Annotated in this window: 20 protein-coding genes and 3 pseudogenes; 7 read left to right on the top strand and 16 right to left on the bottom strand. The window is 55.3% G+C overall.

Annotation, left to right across the window (positions count from 1 at the left end):
- The first annotated feature begins 17 nt into the window (after positions 1-17).
- The 4 genes from artI to artJ all read left to right on the top strand — a co-directional run bounded on the left by artI (position 18) and on the right by artJ (position 3,130).
- Complete coding sequence (gene artI, locus AFK66_RS12505) at positions 18-749, top strand: arginine ABC transporter substrate-binding protein ArtI (RefSeq protein ID WP_004388043.1); 732 nt, start codon at positions 18-20, stop codon at positions 747-749.
- 8 nt (positions 750-757) lie between these two features.
- Positions 758-1,474 (top strand): arginine ABC transporter permease ArtQ, encoded by a 717-nt coding sequence (artQ, locus tag AFK66_RS12510; RefSeq protein WP_007866396.1) that lies wholly within the window; start codon positions 758-760, stop codon positions 1,472-1,474.
- Positions 1,474-2,142, top strand: a complete 669-nt coding sequence (gene artM, locus AFK66_RS12515) for an arginine ABC transporter permease ArtM (protein ID WP_007782434.1) — start codon at positions 1,474-1,476, stop codon at positions 2,140-2,142. The genes artQ and artM overlap by 1 nt, the downstream gene beginning before the upstream one ends.
- 256 nt (positions 2,143-2,398) lie before the next feature.
- Positions 2,399-3,130, top strand: a complete 732-nt coding sequence (gene artJ / locus AFK66_RS12520) for an arginine ABC transporter substrate-binding protein ArtJ (RefSeq protein ID WP_007707348.1) — start codon at positions 2,399-2,401, stop codon at positions 3,128-3,130.
- Positions 3,131-3,429: 299 nt separating this feature from the next.
- Here artJ and rlmC read toward each other — a convergent pair whose 3' ends face one another.
- The 10 genes from rlmC to ybjM form a co-directional block, all read right to left on the bottom strand.
- Positions 3,430-4,557, bottom strand: a complete 1,128-nt coding sequence (rlmC, locus tag AFK66_RS12525; protein ID WP_007782431.1) for a 23S rRNA (uracil(747)-C(5))-methyltransferase RlmC — start codon at positions 4,555-4,557, stop codon at positions 3,430-3,432.
- Positions 4,558-4,609: 52 nt separating this feature from the next.
- Positions 4,610-5,044, bottom strand: coding sequence for a YbjO family protein (locus AFK66_RS12530; protein WP_023899071.1), 435 nt, complete (start codon positions 5,042-5,044; stop codon positions 4,610-4,612).
- A gap of 113 nt (positions 5,045-5,157) precedes the next feature.
- Positions 5,158-6,003 (bottom strand): putrescine ABC transporter permease PotI, encoded by an 846-nt coding sequence (gene potI / locus AFK66_RS12535; protein ID WP_007782428.1) that lies wholly within the window; start codon positions 6,001-6,003, stop codon positions 5,158-5,160.
- Positions 6,000-6,959, bottom strand: coding sequence for a putrescine ABC transporter permease PotH (gene potH, locus AFK66_RS12540; RefSeq protein ID WP_007782426.1), 960 nt, complete (start codon positions 6,957-6,959; stop codon positions 6,000-6,002). The genes potI and potH overlap by 4 nt, the downstream gene beginning before the upstream one ends.
- A 10-nt stretch (positions 6,960-6,969) precedes the next feature.
- Entirely contained in the window at positions 6,970-8,103 is a 1,134-nt protein-coding gene (gene potG, locus AFK66_RS12545; protein WP_007707338.1) for a putrescine ABC transporter ATP-binding subunit PotG, read from the bottom strand.
- Between the two features lie 139 nt (positions 8,104-8,242).
- Entirely contained in the window at positions 8,243-9,355 is a 1,113-nt protein-coding gene (gene potF / locus AFK66_RS12550) for a spermidine/putrescine ABC transporter substrate-binding protein PotF (protein WP_007782413.1), read from the bottom strand.
- A gap of 358 nt (positions 9,356-9,713) precedes the next feature.
- Positions 9,714-10,193, bottom strand: coding sequence for a type III secretion system chaperone family protein (locus AFK66_RS12555; RefSeq protein ID WP_007782411.1), 480 nt, complete (start codon positions 10,191-10,193; stop codon positions 9,714-9,716).
- Between the two features lie 82 nt (positions 10,194-10,275).
- Positions 10,276-11,178, bottom strand: a complete 903-nt coding sequence (gene rimK, locus AFK66_RS12560) for a 30S ribosomal protein S6--L-glutamate ligase (protein WP_007901351.1) — start codon at positions 11,176-11,178, stop codon at positions 10,276-10,278.
- Between the two features lie 79 nt (positions 11,179-11,257).
- On the bottom strand, positions 11,258-11,980 hold the full coding sequence (nfsA, locus tag AFK66_RS12565) for an oxygen-insensitive NADPH nitroreductase (RefSeq protein WP_007782406.1): 723 nt from the start codon (positions 11,978-11,980) through the stop codon (positions 11,258-11,260).
- Positions 11,981-12,109: 129 nt separating this feature from the next.
- Positions 12,110-12,487, bottom strand: coding sequence for an inner membrane protein YbjM (gene ybjM / locus AFK66_RS12570; protein WP_007782404.1), 378 nt, complete (start codon positions 12,485-12,487; stop codon positions 12,110-12,112).
- Between the two features lie 292 nt (positions 12,488-12,779).
- Here ybjM and AFK66_RS12575 point away from each other — a divergent pair, with 292 nt between their 5' ends.
- Together AFK66_RS12575 and AFK66_RS12580 are read left to right on the top strand one after the other, a co-directional pair.
- On the top strand, positions 12,780-14,462 hold the full coding sequence (locus AFK66_RS12575) for an aspartate:alanine antiporter (RefSeq protein WP_007782403.1): 1,683 nt from the start codon (positions 12,780-12,782) through the stop codon (positions 14,460-14,462).
- Positions 14,463-14,676: 214 nt separating this feature from the next.
- Positions 14,677-15,247, top strand: a pseudogene (locus tag AFK66_RS12580) (phage portal protein); the annotation flags it as partial.
- Between the two features lie 22 nt (positions 15,248-15,269).
- On the opposite strand, the gene AFK66_RS12585 reads toward AFK66_RS12580, so the two are convergent.
- The 4 genes and pseudogenes from AFK66_RS12585 to AFK66_RS21515 all read right to left on the bottom strand — a co-directional run bounded on the left by AFK66_RS12585 (position 15,270) and on the right by AFK66_RS21515 (position 16,868).
- Positions 15,270-16,136, bottom strand: a complete 867-nt coding sequence (locus AFK66_RS12585; RefSeq protein ID WP_032983090.1) for an LPO_1073/Vpar_1526 family protein — start codon at positions 16,134-16,136, stop codon at positions 15,270-15,272.
- A gap of 1 nt (position 16,137) precedes the next feature.
- Positions 16,138-16,377 (bottom strand): hypothetical protein, encoded by a 240-nt coding sequence (locus AFK66_RS12590; RefSeq protein ID WP_032968063.1) that lies wholly within the window; start codon positions 16,375-16,377, stop codon positions 16,138-16,140.
- A complete protein-coding gene (locus AFK66_RS12595) occupies positions 16,374-16,580 on the bottom strand; it encodes a hypothetical protein (RefSeq protein WP_032968060.1) in 207 nt (68 codons plus the stop codon). Before AFK66_RS12595 ends, AFK66_RS12590 begins: the two co-directional genes overlap by 4 nt.
- Positions 16,581-16,680: 100 nt before the next feature.
- Positions 16,681-16,868, bottom strand: a pseudogene (locus AFK66_RS21515) (hypothetical protein).
- Between the two features lie 55 nt (positions 16,869-16,923).
- Between AFK66_RS21515 and AFK66_RS12600 the strand changes: the two are divergent.
- Positions 16,924-17,232 carry a hypothetical protein gene (locus AFK66_RS12600; protein ID WP_144083710.1) on the top strand — a complete coding sequence of 103 codons (309 nt, stop codon included), beginning with the start codon at positions 16,924-16,926 and terminating at the stop codon, positions 17,230-17,232.
- Between the two features lie 18 nt (positions 17,233-17,250).
- On the opposite strand, the pseudogene AFK66_RS12605 reads toward AFK66_RS12600, so the two are convergent.
- Both AFK66_RS12605 and AFK66_RS12610 read right to left on the bottom strand, forming a co-directional pair.
- Positions 17,251-17,571 (bottom strand): annotated as a pseudogene (locus tag AFK66_RS12605) (replication endonuclease); the annotation flags it as partial.
- Positions 17,567-17,887 carry a DUF1493 family protein gene (locus tag AFK66_RS12610; protein WP_007782392.1) on the bottom strand — a complete coding sequence of 107 codons (321 nt, stop codon included), beginning with the start codon at positions 17,885-17,887 and terminating at the stop codon, positions 17,567-17,569. The pseudogene AFK66_RS12605 and the gene AFK66_RS12610, both read right to left, overlap by 5 nt.
- Positions 17,888-17,920 lie beyond the last annotated feature (33 nt).

Here is a 17,920-nt window from a genome sequence, read left to right on the forward strand (position 1 = left end):
TGACCGGAATAATGACAATGAAAAACGTATTGATTGCCGCGCTTCTCGCAAGCGTTAGCCTTTCCGCCGCCGCAGCACAAACTATTCGTTTCGCAACCGAAGCCTCTTACCCTCCGTTTGAGTCGATGGATGCAGGCAACAAAATCGTCGGTTTCGACGTCGATCTGGCCAACGCGCTGTGTAAAGAGATCGATGCGACCTGCACCTTCACCAACCAGGCGTTCGACAGCCTGATCCCGGCGCTGAAATTCAAGCGTGTGGACGCGGTCATGGCCGGCATGGATATCACGCCTGAGCGCGAAAAACAGGTGCTGTTCACTACGCCGTACTACGACAACTCCGCGCTGTTCGTGGGCTTGCAGGGTAAAAACAGCAGCATCGAACAGCTGAAAGGCAAGCGCGTGGGCGTGCAGAACGGCACCACTCACCAGAAATACATCACCGACAAACACCCCGAAATCACTACGGTGCCGTATGACAGCTACCAGACCGCGCGCCTGGATCTGCAAAACGGCCGTATCGACGCCGTGTTCGGCGACACTGCCGTCGTGACCGAGTGGCTGAAAACCAACCCGAAACTGGCCGCCGTCGGCGATAAAGTGACGGATAAAGATTACTTCGGCACCGGCCTTGGCATCGCAGTTCGTCAGGGCAACACCGAGCTTCAGCAGAAATTCAACACTGCGCTGGAGAAAGTGAAGAAAGACGGCACTTACAAAGCCATCTACGACAAATGGTTCCAGAAGTAATCGCCTGAATGAACGATATGTTACCTTTAGCAAGCGCCGCCGGGATGACCGTCGGCCTTGCCGTTTGCGCGCTTGGCCTGGGGCTGGTGCTGGCGATGCTCTTCGCCGTACTGGAATCGGCGAAATGGCGGCCGGTCGGCTGGCTTGCCACGGCGCTGGTCACCCTGCTGCGCGGCCTGCCGGAAATTCTGGTGGTGCTGTTTATCTATTTCGGCTCTTCGCAACTGCTGCTCACCCTTTCGGACGGCTTTACGATCCCGCTTGGTTTCACGTCCATTCCGGTGCAAATGCAGATCGATAATTTCGACGTCAGCCCGTTCCTGTGCGGTGTGATTGCCCTCGCCCTGCTCTATTCGGCGTATGCGTCGCAGACGCTGCGCGGCGCGCTGAAAGCGGTGCCACACGGCCAGTGGGAATCGGGCCAGGCGCTGGGCCTGTCGAAGTCGGCGATTTTCTTTCGCCTCGTGATGCCGCAGATGTGGCGTCACGCACTGCCGGGGCTTGGCAACCAGTGGCTGGTACTGCTGAAGGACACCGCGCTGGTGTCGCTGATTAGCGTGAACGATTTGATGCTGCAAACCAAGAGCATCGCCACCCGCACCCAGGAGCCCTTTACCTGGTACATTATCGCGGCGGCGATTTATCTGGTGATCACCCTGATAAGCCAGTACATCCTTAAGCGTATCGACCTGCGCGCCACGCGCTTTGAGCGGAGGCCGGGCTGATGCTGGATTACTTGCCGGAGCTGTTAAAAGGGCTGCATACCAGCCTGACGCTCACCGCGGCGTCGATCGCCGTAGCGCTGCTGCTGTCGGTGATCTTCACGATTATCCTGACGCTGAAAACGCCGGTGCTGGTCTGGATCGTACGCGGCTACATTACGCTGTTTACCGGTACGCCGCTGCTGGTGCAGATCTTCCTGATTTACTACGGGCCGGGGCAGTTCCCGTCACTGCAGAACTATCCGTGGCTGTGGCATGTGCTCTCTGAGCCGTGGCTGTGCGCGCTCGTGGCGCTATCGCTGAACTCAGCGGCGTATACCACGCAACTGTTTTACGGGGCTATCCGGGCGATTCCGGAGGGCCAGTGGCAGTCCTGCGGGGCGCTGGGCATGAGCCGTAAAGATACGCTGGCGATCCTGCTGCCGTATGCGTTTAAGCGCGCGCTGTCGTCCTATTCCAACGAAGTGGTGCTGGTGTTCAAGAGTACGTCGCTTGCCTACACCATTACGCTGATGGAAGTGATGGGTTACGGACAACTGCTGTATGGCCGCACCTATGATGTGATGGTGTTTGGCGCGGCGGGCGTGATTTATCTGATCGTCAACGGCCTGCTGACGCTCCTGATGCGTTTAATTGAGCGCCGCGCGCTGGCCTTTGAGCGCCGCAGTTAATGTGCTCCCCCTCTCCCTTTCGGGGAGAGGGGTTTTCTGTTTTATGGCGGGTGCGCTGCGCTTACCCGCCCTACCTGAATCGCGCTGATCTTCTTTTGTAGGGCGGGTAAGCGCAGCGCACCCGCCATCCCCCCACCCATAAACCAAATAAAATACTTATACGTTATTATTGAATATAAATTCACATCATGGCATGGTGTTAACACGCCGGGTAAACGGTGACATAAAACAAGATTGACAGACGGGAGCTTCACGCATGAAAAAAATCATTCTGGCCGCCATGCTTGCCGGGGCCGCATTCCACGCCGCGGCAGCGGATAAAATCAGCTTCGGTTCTTCGGCGACATACCCGCCTTTTGAGTCGCTCGACGCCAGCAACCAGATCGTCGGTTTCGACATCGATCTCGCCAAAGCGTTATGCAAACAAATGCAGGCGGAATGCACGTTCACCAACCATGCGTTCGACAGCCTCATCCCGGCGCTGAAATTTAAAAAATATGACGCCGTTATCTCCGGCATGGACATCACGCCGGAGCGCCAGAAACAGGTCGCGTTCACCACGCCGTACTACGCCAACTCCGCCATTGTGATCGCCAAAAAAGGCGCGTACAAATCCTTTGACGATCTCAAAGGCAAACGCATTGGTATGGAAAACGGCACCACGCATCAGAAATACCTCCAGGATAAACATCCGGAAGTGAAAACCGTGGCGTATGACAGCTACCAGAATGCGATTATCGACCTGAAAAACGGCCGCATCGACGGCGTCTTCGGCGATACCGCCGTGGTAAACGAATGGCTGAAGAACAATCCGCAGCTTGGCACCGCGACGGAAAAAGTGACCGACCCGCAATACTTCGGCACCGGCCTTGGCATCGCGGTACGCCCGGATAACGTCGCGCTGCTGAAAAAACTTAACGACGCGCTGGCGGCCATTAAAGCCGACGGCACTTATCAGAAAATCAGCGACCAGTGGTTCCCGCAGTAAACGCTGTCAGTTACCTTTCAAGGCCCGCCACGCGGGCCTTCATCTTTTATATGGCGCGTAAATGATGTGAAGATAAGTGGCGGGTGTTATGCAGGCCCAGGCGGCGGGTGCGCTTTGCTTACCCGCCCTACAACTCCAATAAGCCTGATCATCTTATGTAGGGTGTGTAAGCGTCAGCGCACCCACCTTTGCATTCTGGCGGGTGCGCTGCGCTTACCCGCCCTACAACCCTGAATGAGTCTTAGCATCTTGCGTAGGGTGGGTAAGCGTGAGCGCACCCACCACTAAAAAACCGGAAGTTACTCCCGCACCAGCAGCGTCAACACCTCGTAATGCGCTGTATGCGGGAACATATCGAACAACTGCACGCGGGCGATGCGATAGCCGGGCAACTGCTTAATGTCTTTCGCCATCGTCTGCGCGTTACAGCTTGAATAGATAATGTAGCGCGGGGCCATATGGCTCAGATACTCACACAACGCCTGCCCGATGCCGCGCCGCGGCGGGTTAACGAGAACCAGATCCGGCACCGCCTGCTGGCAGGTCGCGAAACCGGTCGAATCCAGCGCCTGAAAATGCACGTTGCGCAGCCCCAGTTCCTGCGCCGACGCGCGGGCGCTCGCGATGGCTTCCGGCGCGATTTCAATACCGGTCAGCGTCATCTCCGGCGTGGCGCAGTGCAGCCCGAAGCCGCCGACGCCGCAAAACAGATCCCACATATGATTCACCGGCAGCGCGCGCACCCAGTCGCGCGCCGTGGCGTACAGGGCACTCGCGACCGTCGGGTTGGTCTGGAAAAAGCTCTGCGGACGTATCCACAGCGGCACGCCGTTGAAGTTTTCCGCGAGCGCCTGCTGCTGCGTCAGCCAAATCTCCTCGTCGCCTTCCATAATCGCCATATGCACCGGCTGAATATTGGCGGTCACGACCTTAAGCTGCGGCAATTCCGCCAGCAGCGCAGGCAGCGCGGCGCGCAGTTGCTCAAGTTTCTCCTTCGAGCGCAGCACAAAACGCAGCATTAGCCCGCCGTCGAGCGTGCTCTGCGTCAGCAGCAGATATTTCAGCTCGCCGCGTTTACGCGCGACGTTGTACGGCGTCAGCCCCGCGCGGGCGATAAACGGCTTCAGCGCCGCAAACACGGCGTAAAACGACGTCGGATAGAGCGGGCATGCGGTCAAATCCACTGGCGTGCCGTCGCGATGCAGCATGCCGAGCAGCGGTTTTTCCACGCTCCCGCTCACCACCATTTTTGCTTTATTGCGAAACGCCCGCTCCGGCCCGCTTACCGGCGCGCCCCACTCGCCCACGGGCAGCCCTGCCAGCAGCGTTCCCAGGTCGGTCATTTTGGCGGCAAGTTGGGTGTCGAGGGGCTGTTCAATCCACTGACAGGAGCGGCAGCGCCCGGCGTCATAGAGTGCGCAGTGCATAGCTAAAAACCTTAAGAAAAACGCGGACCGGCGATTCTATCACGCCGCAGGGTTACTGTAGCCGGAAAAAGCGTCGGCTGCGGGCGGGAATAAACAGCAGCGCCAGCACCAGCAGATCCGGCAGCTTTTGCATCACCAGCGAATGGAAAATTTCACGCCGCGAGCCGCCCGCGATGCTGAACAGCTCCGGGTATCCCCAGCCAAGCGAGGCCGCCCACAGATAGCCGGTGGCGATAATCTGGGTAAGCAGAAAGACCCAGCGGCCCCAGGCGCGGCCCTTGAGGATCACAAAGGCACAGCGGAATTCGATGCAGAGTAAAACGAGGCTTGCGAAGAAAATCAGCGTGAGGCTCCAGGTCTGCACGCTGCGGTGGATAAAGTCCATCACGCCGCGCACGCCCAGCAGGTTGAATATCATCAGCAGATCCAGACAGCGCGTAGAAATAATGCCTATCGCCGCCACCTGTACCAGCGTAGGAGCGTTCATTCGGGCGTGTGATTGTCGCGCTTTGCTGAAAATGTCCAAATCTCGCCTTCCCTGTGAAACAGCGCCGCGTCATACGCGGCGCCGGGTGCACATGATTGCAGATTTTAGGCGGTTCAGCTACGCCTTGCACGCTGGACATCGCGCAGTCGCTGCTTTTCTGCCCGCGCCATAAAAAACCAGGCGATCAGACCGATAGCACCCACCACGCCGAGAATAATCGACGCCAGCGCGTTGATCTCCGGGTTGACGCCCATACGAACGCTGGAGAAGACCAGCATCGGCAGCGTCGTGGCCCCCGGGCCCGACACAAAGCTTGCGATAACAAGGTCATCGAGCGAGAGCGTAAAGGCGAGCAGCCAGCCGGAAACCACGGCAGGCATGATCATCGGCAGTGTTATCACGAAAAACACCTTCAGCGGCGCGGCGCCGAGATCCATCGCCGCCTCTTCTATCGAGCGGTCCAGTTCACGCAGGCGCGAGCTTATCACCACCGACACATACGCGGTACAGAACGTGACGTGCGCCAGCCAGATGGTGAGCATTCCGCGATCGGACGGCCAGCCAATCGCATGACCGAGCGCCACAAAGAGCAGCAGCAGCGACAGACCGGTTATCACATCCGGCATGACCAGCGGCGCGGTCAGCATAAACGCGAAACCGTTCGAGCCGCGAAAACGCCCGAAACGCACCATGACAACCGCTGCGATGGTGCCCAGCACCACCGCCATTGTCGCCGCACAGGCGGCAATCGTCAGGCTCAGCCCCACCGCGTTAATCATCGCCGAATCGTGAAACAGCTCGCCGTACCAGCGGGTCGACCAGCCCGCCCACACCGTCACCAGTTTCGAACTGTTAAACGAATAGATCACCAGCATCAGCATCGGCGCGTAGAGAAACGTAAAACCGATAATCAAAATCAGAATGCGCCACGGGGAGCGCACCACAGGCAGATTATTCATGCATGGTCTCCCGTCGTTTTGTTCTGGTATTTGTGGAACCACATGATGGGCACAATCAGCACCACCAGCATGGTGATCGCCACCGCTGAAGCCACCGGCCAGTCGCGGTTATTGAAGAACTCCTGCCAGAGCACGCGGCCAATCATGATGCTGTCCGGCCCGCCGAGCAGTTCCGGGATAACGAATTCCCCCACCGCCGGGATAAACACCAGCATCGAGCCTGCGATAATCCCGCCTTTTGTCAGCGGCACGATGATGCTGAAAAAGGTTTTCAGCGGACGCGCGCCCAGATCGAGCGACGCTTCGACCAGCGAGTAGTCGATGCGGGTCAGCGCCGTATAAATCGGCAGCACCATAAACGGTAGATACGCGTACACAATCCCGATGTAGACCGCGAGGTTGGTATGCAGAATGGCGAGCGGCTGATCGATTACGCCAAGCCACAGCAGCACGTTATTCAGCACGCCGTTCTCTTTGAGGATGCCCATCCAGGCGTAAACGCGGATAAGAAACGACGTCCACGATGGCAGGATCACCAGCAGCAGCAGGATGTTGCGCGTCGACGGCTTGCTGTGCGCCACCGCCCAGGCGAGCGGATAACCGAGCAGCAGACAGAACAGCGTCGAAATCGCCGCCACCTGCAACGACTGCAAATACGCTTCGAAATAGAGCGGATCGTCGGTCAGTTGCAGGAAGTTGCCAATATTCAGCGTCACCGACAACTGATCGTCCGCCCAGCTCACCAGATCGGTATAGGGCGGGATCGCCCGCGCCATCTCTGCAAGGCTTATCTTGAAGACGATTAAAAATGGCAGCATAAACAGCAGAATCAGCCACAGGTATGGCAGCGCGACCACAAGCTTACGGCCATGCGCCATTTGCAGGCGCGCGAGCCAGAGCCGGAAACCGCCGGGCGCGGCGGACGGCGGCTCGCTTTGACGTTCAATAGTGCTCATCTGTCGCTCCTTACACCGTCAGCACAACGCAGCTGTCCGCGTCCCAGCACAGGCGAACTTCGTCACCCCAGGTGGGCGCGCCTTTGCGGTAGCGGTGCGCGTTCTGCAACTGCGCGCTGATCATCTGCCCGCTGTGCAGCCGCACGTGGTAGATAGAGAGATCGCCGAGATAGGCGATATGCACCACTTCGCCCACGCCGAAGTTAAAACCATCGGCGGGCGGCTCGTCGCAGAGCATCACTTTCTCCGGGCGCAGCGCGACGTGAACCGGCACGCCGTCCACCACCGAGGCGTCCGGGTCCACTTTCAGCGGATGCACCAGCCCCGGCGCGTCGATGATTAATCCGTCCTCACGCCGCTCGCGCAGCAGCCCGTCGAAGACGTTCACCGAGCCGATAAACTCCGCGCTGTAGCGGGTGGTGGGATGCTCGTAAATCTCTTCCGGCTCGCCGATTTGCACAAACTTGCCGCGGTTCATGATGGCGATGCGGCCTGCCATCGTCATGGCCTCTTCCTGATCGTGCGTCACCATCACGCAGGTCACGCCGACGCGCTCAAGAATATCGACCACTTCGAGCTGCATGCGGTCGCGCAACTTTTTATCAAGCGCGCCCATCGGCTCGTCGAGCAGCAGCAGTTTCGGGCGTTTGGCGAGGCTGCGGGCCAGCGCCACGCGCTGACGCTGGCCGCCGGAAAGCTGATGCGGCTTACGCTTCGCGAACTCCTGCATATGCACAAGGCCGAGCATCTCTTCGACGCGGCTGGCTATCTCCGCCTTCGGCAGTTTGTCCTGCTTCAGGCCGAAAGCGATGTTTTGCTCAACCGTCATATGCGGAAAGAGCGCGTAAGACTGGAACATCATATTGATCGGGCGCTGGTACGGCGGCACGTGGGAGAGATCCACGCCGTCCAGCACAATTTGCCCGGCAGTGGGAATTTCAAAACCCGCGAGCATGCGCAGAAGCGTTGATTTTCCGCACCCGGAGGCGCCGAGCAACGCGAAAATTTCGCCTTTATAGATGGTCAGGCTGACGTCATCGACGGCGTGCTGGCCGTCGAACGATTTGGTCAGGTTACGAATTTCCAGCAGCGGGGTCAGCGCCTTGCGGGGTTTCGCCTGTGGGCGGGGAATAGCGTCGTTCACTACATTGCTCTCCGGCAAAAAGCAAAAGTACCTGTGCGGCCCGGTTGCCGCACAAATGGCAGAACAGAGGCGCGTGTCCTCTGTTCTGTTGTGGGGCAGTTGCACCGCCCCGATGCACACCGTTTACGGTAAAACGGCCTTATTTACCGCTTTTCACTTTGGTCCAGGCGCGCGTTCTGACGCGATCCAGCTTCGGCTCCTGCACTTTAAGCGTAAAGAGCTTGGCCATTACGTCCGGCGGCGGGTAGATACCCGGATTGTCGCGCACCTCTTTACTCACCAGCGGCGTGGAAGCTTTGTTGCCGCTCGCGTAGTAGACGTGATCGCTGATGTGCGCCATGACGTCCGGGCGCATCAGGTAGTTGAGGAACTGGTACGCTTCGTCTTTGTTTTTGGCGTCCGCAGGCATCGCGAAGACGTCAAAGAACGCCAGCGCGCCCTCTTTCGGAATGGTGTAGGAGATGTTGACGCCGTTCTTCGCTTCTTTCGCGCGGTTCGCCGCCTGCCACACGTCGCCCGCCCAGCCGATCGCCACACAGATGTCGCCGTTCGCCAGATCGTTGATGTACTGGGAGGAGTGGAAGTAACGGATATTCGGGCGCAGCTTCAGCAGCAGATCGGTCGCCGCGCCGCTGTAGTCGTCCGGTTTGCTGCTGTTCGGATCTTTGCCGAGGTAATTCAGCACGGTCGCGAAAATTTCTTCGGGGGCATCCAGGAAGGAGACGCCGCAGCTTTTCAGTTTTTCGAGGTTTTCCGGTTTCAGCACCAGATCCCAGCTGTTCAGCGGCGCATCGGTGCCGAGCGCGGCTTTCACTTTGTCTACGTTATAGCCGATGCCGGTGGTCGCCCACAGGTAAGGCATCGCGTATTTGTTATCAGGGTCGTGCTTCGCCACCAGCTTGAGGATTTCCGGATCGAGGTTTTTCCAGTTCGGCAGCTTGCTCTTATCCAGCGGCTGGAACACGCCCGCGGTGAGCTGGCGCTCAAGGAAGCTTGCAGATGGGACGACGAGGTCAAAACCGGTGCTGCCCGCCATCAGTTTGCCTTCCAGCACTTCGTTGGAATCGAACACGTCATAGACGACTTTAATGCCGGTCTCTTTGGTGAAGTTGGCAATCGTGTCCGGGGCAATATAGTCGGACCAGTTATACACATGCAGCGTTTTCTGTTCAGCCGCCAGGGTCGTCGCGGAAACGGCCATCAACGCACCGGCAACCACACCCGATAACCATTTTTTACTCTGGGTGGACATATCTGTTTTCCTTCTGAATAAAGGGTAAAAGTCCGCGTCGGTGCGGACTAAATTTACGCAATTAAACATATGCAAGATTCATGCATAGATGGTCATTCTGCACAGAAAAAAGAGCGCGGCTCTCCGGCAGACATTGCACGCTGTATGCAGCTTCGCAAGGATAACTGTAGCCTGACCCCGAGGCTATAGCCCGGAATAAAAAACGCCTTTTAACAATTTTTTAGTCAGATTTGGTCTACGTGATAAGCCAAAATAGCGCTGTGAGCGGTGATTTATGCTATCGCAACAGTTTATATACAGAATAAAAACGGGAAATACGCAGTCACCCTGGTGGCGACTGCGCTAAAAGCAGGCAGGTTCAGTGAAGAAAATGGTTATTCACTTCGGGCTCCCCTTTTTCATCCTCTTCGGGGGAGTAAATCAGGTGATGCGCGCGGGCTTCCATAATCACCATTGAGGTCTGCTGTTCGCTCTGGCGGTAAAAGGCCTCGAACTGTTCCACCGTCACGCCCACATCAATGAGCAGCGTCTGACACACCACCAGCTTCGGCAGGTTATCATCCTGGATATCGAGAAAGGCCTTTAAGGTCAACGAGCCGGCATTAATGGCCGAGAGATCGGCGGCGACCGTCAGCAGCGCCGAGGGCTTGATTTCCGCCATCGCGGAAAACATCACCACGTTATCCACCAGGTCTATCTTGGCGTCGAATACGCCTTCGAAATTCTGCATATGGGGAAGATGGAGTGCCTGGCAGGTATCACACTCGAAAAAGCTCACGCCGAGGTTATCGAGCCAGCGGCGCAGGGTGTCCAGCGTCGGGACGACGAGTGAATCCATAAAACCTGTAGCCTCTTTTAGTAAACAAACATGTCAATCGGATAGCTTACGCAAAAAACGGGCGTTATACCACGACGCCGGGTCAGCCACCGGTTTTGAGGCAGTAGTCTGGGCGCGCGTGACGCTCAATCCAGTTGATCATTTGCCCGGCGATATCCATACCGGTGGTTTTCTCGATGCCTTCCAGCCCCGGCGAGGCGTTCACTTCCATGACCAGCGGGCCGCGGTCGGCGCGCAGAATATCGACGCCTGCGACATCGAGCCCGAGCGTTGCGGCGGCTTTGATCGCGATGTCACGCTCACGCTCGCTAATCTCCGCGATACGCGCCACGCCGCCACGGTGCAGATTTGAGCGGAAATCGCCCTCTTTCGCCTGGCGTTCAATGGCAGCAACCACGCGGTCACCCACCACCAGACAGCGGATATCGCGCCCTCGGGCTTCTTTTATATATTCCTGCACGAGGATATGGGCGTTGAGCCCGCGAAAAGCGTCAATCACGCTTTCGGCCGCCTGGCGGGTTTCGGCCAGCACCACGCCGATGCCCTGAGTGCCTTCCACCAGTTTCACCACCAGCGGCGCGCCGCCCACCATATCAATGAGATCGCTGGTGTCGTCCGGTGAATGGGCGATGCCAGTGATGGGCAAATCGATGCCCTGACGCGCCAGCAGTTGCAGCGAGCGTAGCTTGTCGCGCGCGCGGGTAATGGCGACCGATTCATTCAGCGGATAACTGCCGAGCATTTCGAACTGGCGCAGCGCGGCAGTGCCGTAGAAGGTGATGGCAGACCCGATGCGCGGGATCACCGCATCGAAATGCGGCAGCTGACGGCCTTTGTAATGCACGCAGGACGCCGCAGGGTTGATGGTCATATAGCAGGAAAGCGGATCGAGAATTTCCACCTGGTGGCCGCGCCGCGTGGCGGCTTCGCGCAGGCGTTTACAAGAATAGAGCGTACCGTCCCGGGACAAAATGGCGATTTTCACCCTGCACCTCTCTGAACACGTCTTGTGAAAACCGGCCTATCATACACGCCCCCGCGCAGGCGGGGGAGTGTAAAAAGGCTTAGCGTGTCGCCCAGCCCTGCTTGTGCAGATAGTCGAGAATAAACGGACGATTCTCTTTGATGATGGTGCGGCGGATCTGATCGCTCCAGGTATCGCGGCGGGCGTTGCTGTCGCGATGCAGATAGTAGTCAGCTATCTCTTCGTCATATTCGGCGAGCAGTTCGCGGTCGACCGGCTGGTAGCGGTTTTCGTGCACCATCAGGCCCGCAGGCATACGCGGTTTCACCTGCGGATCGTCCGCCGGCCAGCCGAGGCAAAGGCCAAAGAGCGGCAGCACATGTTTCGGCAGGCCCAGCAGTTCTGTGACTGCTTCAATGCTGTTACGAATACCGCCGATATAGACGCCGCCGAGACCGAGCGATTCCGCCGCGACCAGCGCGTTTTGCCCGAGCATCGCAGTATCCACCACGCCGAGCAGCAGCTGTTCCGCAAGCCCCAGCTGCGCGTCCGGGCAGATTTGGAGATGGCGGTTGAAATCGGCGCAGAAGACCCAGAACTCGGCCGCTTTCGCGACGTGCGGCTGGCCGCCAGTCAGCGTCACCAGTTGCTCGCGCATCGCGCGGTCGGTTATGCGAATAATGGAGCTGCACTGCAGGAAACTGGAGCTTGAGGCGGACTGCGCCGCGTGGATAATCGCTTCACGCTGGGCGTCGCTGATAGGCTCATCGGTATAATGGCGAATGGAACGGTGCGAGCAAAGCAGCTCAATCGTTGGCGTCATCACGTTTTCCTTATTCCTGGTGTGTTGAAAAGCAAGCGAAAGCTTGCCCAAAACACATCAGTATAATCGTAATGCGCCGGATGGCGGTTAACGGAACGTTGCGTTAAGAAAGTAAAATGAAACCGGCCGTTACAGCCGGCGTCTGCCGTCCCCGCGATGGCGCAGCGTAAGCAGGAACAGCCAGCAGAGCGACCCGATAGAGCACCAGAACAGTGCGCTGAAAATCCATGCCAGCTCCTGCCAGAAGGAGCGCACTTCCCCGCCCCAAAGATGCAAAAGCACCAGACAGAGCGGCGCGGCCAGCAGCGCGCCAGCCAGCGGCTTAAGTTCACGACCACGTCTGGCGCAAACACCCGCCACAGCGCCGGGCAGCATGAAATATAAAATCCCCAAATCCATCGATCTGACGCCTGGCGTAAACGTACCCGGCACCATTTTTTGTGCCATGAATACCGCCAGAAACAGAATAAAACAGCAGGCGGTCGCAGCCCGGCTATGACGTCGCATCAACAGATATCCCCCTGATAGTGCCTGAATCAACCTGATCTCCTCTCCGCCGGTGCGGATATTTAGTCAGATAAAGCATGGCGGCAGTCCGTGCCTCATAATTAACTGCGGGTAATAGAATATTCTTGCTGGCCGATACTATTCATAACGATTAAACTAGCGGCGGCTAAAAGCTTATGCAGACGAAATAATGGCGCCGGAAAAAGCGCACTTCCGGCAAAACATAAGCAAAATCCTAGCCCAGAAGCCTCTCCTTTTCAACAACTTACTGGTAAACAAGAAGTTAGCCTCCGTGAATATAAACGTCGCAGATTTGTTAAACGGGAATTACATCCTGTTATTATTTGTGGTGCTGGCGCTCGGCCTGTGTCTTGGCAAATTACGCCTGGGTTCTGTGCAACTGGGTAATTCCATTGGCGTTTTAGTCGTTTCATTATTATTAGGCCAGCAGCATTTTTCGATTAACACCGACGCACTTAACCTCGGCTTTATGCTGTTTATTTTTTGCGTCGGTGTGGAAGCCGGCCCTAACTTTTTTTCTATTTTCTTTCGCGACGGTAAGAATTATCTGATGCTGGCACTGGTGATGGTCGGCAGCGCCCTGCTTATCGCGCTCGGTCTTGGGCGCGCGTTCGGCTGGGATATCGGCCTCACCGCCGGGATGCTCGCAGGCTCGATGACGTCAACCCCCGTGCTGGTGGGCGCAGGCGACACATTACGCCACGCCGGTATGGAAGGCGCGCAGCTTGCCCAGGCGCTGGATCACCTGAGCCTCGGCTATGCGCTGACGTACCTTATCGGGCTGGTGAGCCTGATTTTCGGGGCGCGCTACCTGCCGAAGCTCCAGCATCAGGATCTGCAAACCAGCGCTCAGCAGATTGCGCGCGAGCGCGGTCTCGACACCGACGCCAACCGCAAAGTCTATTTGCCGGTTATCCGCGCCTATCGCGTGGGGCCGGAGCTGGTCGCCTGGGCCGATGGCAAAAATCTGCGCGAGCTTGGCATTTACCGCCAGACCGGCTGTTATATCGAGCGCATCCGCCGCAACGGCATTCTCGCGAACCCGGACGGCGACGCGGTCTTGCAGATGGGCGATGAGATTGCGCTGGTAGGCTACCCGGACGCCCACGCGCGCCTCGACCCGAGCTTTCGCAACGGCAAAGAGGTGTTCGACCGCGATCTGCTCGATATGCGTATCGTCACCGAAGAGATTGTAGTGAAAAACCATAACGTGGTGGGCCGCCGTCTTGGCCAGCTTAAGCTCACTGACCACGGCTGCTTCTTAAACCGCGTCATCCGCAGCCAGATTGAGATGCCGATTGACGATAACATCGTTCTTAACAAAGGCGACGTCTTACAGGTGAGCGGCGACGCCCGGCGCGTGAAAACCATCGCCGACCGCATCGGGTTTATCTCCATCCACAGCCAGGTAACGGATCTTCTCGCCTTCTGCGCCTTCTTTATTGTTGGCCTGATGATCGGGATGATCACCTTCCAGTTCAGCTCGTTCAGCTTCGGCATCGGTAACGCCGCCGGTCTGCTGTTTGCCGGTATCATGCTCGGCTTTCTTCGCGCCAACCACCCGACATTCGGCTATATCCCGCAGGGCGCGCTGATGATGGTGAAAGAGTTTGGCCTGATGGTGTTTATGGCGGGCGTGGGCCTGAGCGCGGGCAGCGGCATCGGCCACGGCCTCGGTGCCGTGGGCGGCCAGATGCTGTTTGCGGGTTTGATAGTGAGCCTGCTGCCGGTGGTGATTTGCTTCCTGTTCGGCGCGTATGTGCTGCGCATGAACCGCGCGCTGCTGTTCGGCGCGATGATGGGCGCGCGCACCTGCGCACCGGCGATGGAGATCATCAGCGATACCGCGCGCAGCAACATCCCGGCGCTCGGCTACGCGGGCACCTATGCGATCGCCAACGTTCTGCTGACGCTCGCCGGTACGCTTATCGTCATCATCTGGCCCGGCACATAAAAAAACGAGAAATTTTGCAGATGGCGCGAACTTTTCGAAAAAGCGCCAGTCTCAATTAGTGCCACTGCTTTTCTTTGATGTCCCCATTTTGTGGAGCCCATCAACCCCGCCATCTTGGTTCAAGGTTGATGGGTTTTTTGTTGCCTGGGGTTTACGCTTTTAACATTTAATTAGTTACCAGACCGCTTTTGGACGGATGGCGACAAAGCTGCGGCAGCCCTATGCATTAACGCCGGCAAGCATTTTCCATCTTCTTGAGCCTGATATTAACCAGGAGATTTACCGGCTTCCCGGCTGCCTCTCAGCCATTCCTCCGTCCTGCTAAACGAGTCCGCCACGCTGTTCCGTCGTAAATATTACATTAACGGCAGTCATGCAGGCGTATTCATGTATATGACCGACGCCGCGCAGAACCAGGAAGATGTAAACAATCTCCGCAATGCGATGAAAAGTGCCAAAGGAGCGGGCAACTTCCGCAACCTGTTTATGTACTCGCCCAACGGCAAAAAGGACGGTATCCAGATCATCCCGCTGTCAGAAGTGGCGGCAAAGGATGAGTTTTGAACATCAAGAATGTGAGCCGCGATGACATGATGGCAGCGCATCGGGTGCCACTGCAGATGATGGGGATTATGCCGAGCAATGTTGGGGGGTTTGGGGATGTAGAGAGGGCAAGCCTCGTCTTTGTCCGCGATGAGCTGATGCCATTGCAGAGGCGTCTGCAGGAACTGAATAACTGGTTGAAGAAGGATGTAGTGAATTTTGCATCCTGTGATTTAAAGTGAAAATTCAAATAGTACTTATTTATTACTTCAACCACTGTGCATAATCAAAAGGAGCTATTTCCTTAAGAGTAGTGATAGCTATAGCTTGCCCTACGCCTGTCAAATTAACGCCACCGATTTGTGGGGCGTTAATTTTATTAATAAAACGAAATATTGCAGGAGCAATAAAACCCAATTTCTTCTTAGCTTTTTCAACGTTACTTGCACCAAAGTAAGCATATTTATGGAGATAACTATCAACCGTGTCACGCACCATAAAATCATTATAATTACATGCACCGGTATAGCTTAGGTGTTTTAAACTTGTAGGCGACAAATCAAATTTACTACCCAGATACTGTTCAAACTTTTGATGGAATGATTCTAACATATGAAGTATATTCCCCGCAGGAATCGCAGTCATTTGAACATCATTTAAGACAAAAATCACACAAATCAAAGAAATCTGAGGTTTAGTAAGTTTAGGGACAACACTAACTGCTTCATTCAGTATAATTTCCATCAAATCCGAATTACCCCCAGACACTTTTTCTACTATTAATTTAGACAACAAATCTGGATGAGATTTCTTACCCTTTCTTGCAGCAAAGGTCAATGCATCACTCAACAATGCCTGAATGTCTGGATCCTTAAACTTGTCTATAATTATTTTTTCTGAATTCTTGTGTAGTTCACTAATCACAAGCGTTTCCAGTTCCCTCCGATTGCTAATTGCCTGCTCTCTAGCAACCTCCTGAATCTTGGGGAATTGGTTTTGAAAAAGGACATCAAAAAGCTGAATCACGTCTGCAGCTGACAATCCTGTTGTAATTTTAATATCACCACCGGCCTGTAATGCAAACGAGCCATCACTTACAGATTGGTTAGCACCTTTACCAATAATTCCCATTTTATTCTTTCTCCTTTCCAGTAGAGATAGTGACATTCCCCCCAGCTTGTATCCCACATGAATTTCTTGAAACTTTTTGTCTCAAAGAATTAACATTTAATTTATCTGAGGCAAACAATCCTAATAACATAATCAATGCAGTAATGGCTGCAATTCCAGAGTCGAATCCAGGCTTTAACCAAAACCAAGCCCCTGAAGCAACTAGCAAAATTAGAGCCAGTATTTTAATCAAAAACTTCATATATATATGCTCCATTTTTTCTTTTTATATCTAAGATTAATTTTTTGTGCAACTACAACTTTACGGTATGCGCGCGCTCGTATCCCCGCCACGCCTGCCCGCTTTATGTGATGGTTTTCATACACCTGCATGACATAAGCAAAAGCCCGCCATTTCTGGCGGGCCTCAGCAAAAACGATCCTCAAACGATCATGCGTTTTCATACAGCATAGACATGCACAATAGCACTAACGCCTCGCATGGCTCGTTGTACAACCTTGCTGGCGTTAGAATCCAATCCTAACGCCAGCAACGTTCCTATATCTAACTGGGGAGATTCATTGAACGGTTGTACTCATGAGTACGGATTTTCGCCATCGATTCATCTGTCAGCTCCGAAACCCACTGGATAGCAAGCCGCTTCTCTTCATCATCGCACTCACTGGCCGCTACAAGCTTCACAAAAAATCAATGCGCTGGAGCTTCAACGACTCCAAAAAATAGTCCTGCATTTTCCCCTCCATTCAAAAAAACTGTATTTAAATACAGCATATAATTAACCATCAAATGTTAATTGTTTTTTCTATATTCAAACAGATGGATCAAGTGCGATGCTTTAAAGGAGACAACGGGATAAAGGATAAATCGATGCGTAAAGCATGTATTGAACTTATGGCGGGAACTAACGCAGCCTGCCTGGTTGCAGGCGAACCTGGCACTGGCCGCTGCCTTTACTTGGTTGTGGTAATGGAGGACATATTTGGTAAGCCTACAACAGAACAATGGCTAAAAGCCTTAAGGCTTTGCGAGGCCAAAGCGGCTGAACTTAAGTATGAAGTTGCCCGCATTCGCGGTAAGAGTCTGGCTGGATTGTAACGCTCCATCTAAGGTGCCTTAGTACCACTGCCGCCATTTGCCATCTTCTTGCAGACGGTGGTTGCGGTAAAAAATACGCAGCCCGGCACCTGACGGAATACTGCCGCCGCGCAGAAGTAGGTTAATCTTTGTCTCGTTGCCATCGAACCCTCTGGAACTCAGTTCTACCCCAAGCTGTAGGCGCTGCTGATCCGAAATACTCTGCTTGTATGCTTTTTTCCGCTTCGGTTTTACCAGTCTTAGCCGGGCAACCAATTCCCACCACTCTTTTTTTCCCATTCCATGCAGGTATTCTTGCAGCGTCTTTCCATCCATGGACCTAATATCCGGTACTTCACCCACTTGACCACCGTCCCGCCTTTACCGACGCCACAAACATCCTGATTGTCAATGGCGGTTTATCCTGTATCACTGGCTTGCGTGAAAACCATCCCGAGGTTTTCCACGGATAGTAGGCGGCCAGATCGAAGCAGCTGTGCTCTGTTCCGAAATGTCTAAAAAGCGCCTGCGCCATCTCGGCGATATCCTCGGCTTCAAACGTTTCCTGCAAAGGACTGTCGATATCAGGCGTTTGTATTTTAAGTGTAAAAGACGTCATCAGCGGCAATTCTTTTAAGATCATTGCCTGAATCTCTTTATCAGATACCGTCTCCATCCGCTCCCGTCCTTTTTGCGCACAAATATATTA

Origin of the sequence: Cronobacter malonaticus LMG 23826, from assembly GCF_001277215.2 — a bacterium.
Lineage (GTDB): Bacteria > Pseudomonadota > Gammaproteobacteria > Enterobacterales > Enterobacteriaceae > Cronobacter > Cronobacter malonaticus.

Coding starts and splice junctions, on each gene's coding strand:
- artI (WP_004388043.1), top strand. CDS start 18: ATGAAAAACGTATTGATTGCCGCGCTTCTCGCAAGCGTTAGCCTTTCC.
- artQ (WP_007866396.1), top strand. CDS start 758: ATGAACGATATGTTACCTTTAGCAAGCGCCGCCGGGATGACCGTCGGC.
- artM (WP_007782434.1), top strand. CDS start 1,474: ATGCTGGATTACTTGCCGGAGCTGTTAAAAGGGCTGCATACCAGCCTG.
- artJ (WP_007707348.1), top strand. CDS start 2,399: ATGAAAAAAATCATTCTGGCCGCCATGCTTGCCGGGGCCGCATTCCAC.
- rlmC (WP_007782431.1), bottom strand. CDS start 4,557: ATGCACTGCGCACTCTATGACGCCGGGCGCTGCCGCTCCTGTCAGTGG.
- AFK66_RS12530 (WP_023899071.1), bottom strand. CDS start 5,044: ATGAACGCTCCTACGCTGGTACAGGTGGCGGCGATAGGCATTATTTCT.
- potI (WP_007782428.1), bottom strand. CDS start 6,003: ATGAATAATCTGCCTGTGGTGCGCTCCCCGTGGCGCATTCTGATTTTG.
- potH (WP_007782426.1), bottom strand. CDS start 6,959: ATGAGCACTATTGAACGTCAAAGCGAGCCGCCGTCCGCCGCGCCCGGC.
- potF (WP_007782413.1), bottom strand. CDS start 9,355: ATGTCCACCCAGAGTAAAAAATGGTTATCGGGTGTGGTTGCCGGTGCG.
- AFK66_RS12555 (WP_007782411.1), bottom strand. CDS start 10,193: ATGGATTCACTCGTCGTCCCGACGCTGGACACCCTGCGCCGCTGGCTC.
- nfsA (WP_007782406.1), bottom strand. CDS start 11,980: ATGACGCCAACGATTGAGCTGCTTTGCTCGCACCGTTCCATTCGCCAT.
- ybjM (WP_007782404.1), bottom strand. CDS start 12,487: ATGCGACGTCATAGCCGGGCTGCGACCGCCTGCTGTTTTATTCTGTTT.
- AFK66_RS12585 (WP_032983090.1), bottom strand. CDS start 16,136: ATGGGAATTATTGGTAAAGGTGCTAACCAATCTGTAAGTGATGGCTCG.
- AFK66_RS12590 (WP_032968063.1), bottom strand. CDS start 16,377: ATGAAGTTTTTGATTAAAATACTGGCTCTAATTTTGCTAGTTGCTTCA.
- AFK66_RS12595 (WP_032968060.1), bottom strand. CDS start 16,580: ATGAAAACGCATGATCGTTTGAGGATCGTTTTTGCTGAGGCCCGCCAG.
- AFK66_RS12600 (WP_144083710.1), top strand. CDS start 16,924: ATGTTAATTGTTTTTTCTATATTCAAACAGATGGATCAAGTGCGATGC.
- AFK66_RS12610 (WP_007782392.1), bottom strand. CDS start 17,887: ATGGAGACGGTATCTGATAAAGAGATTCAGGCAATGATCTTAAAAGAA.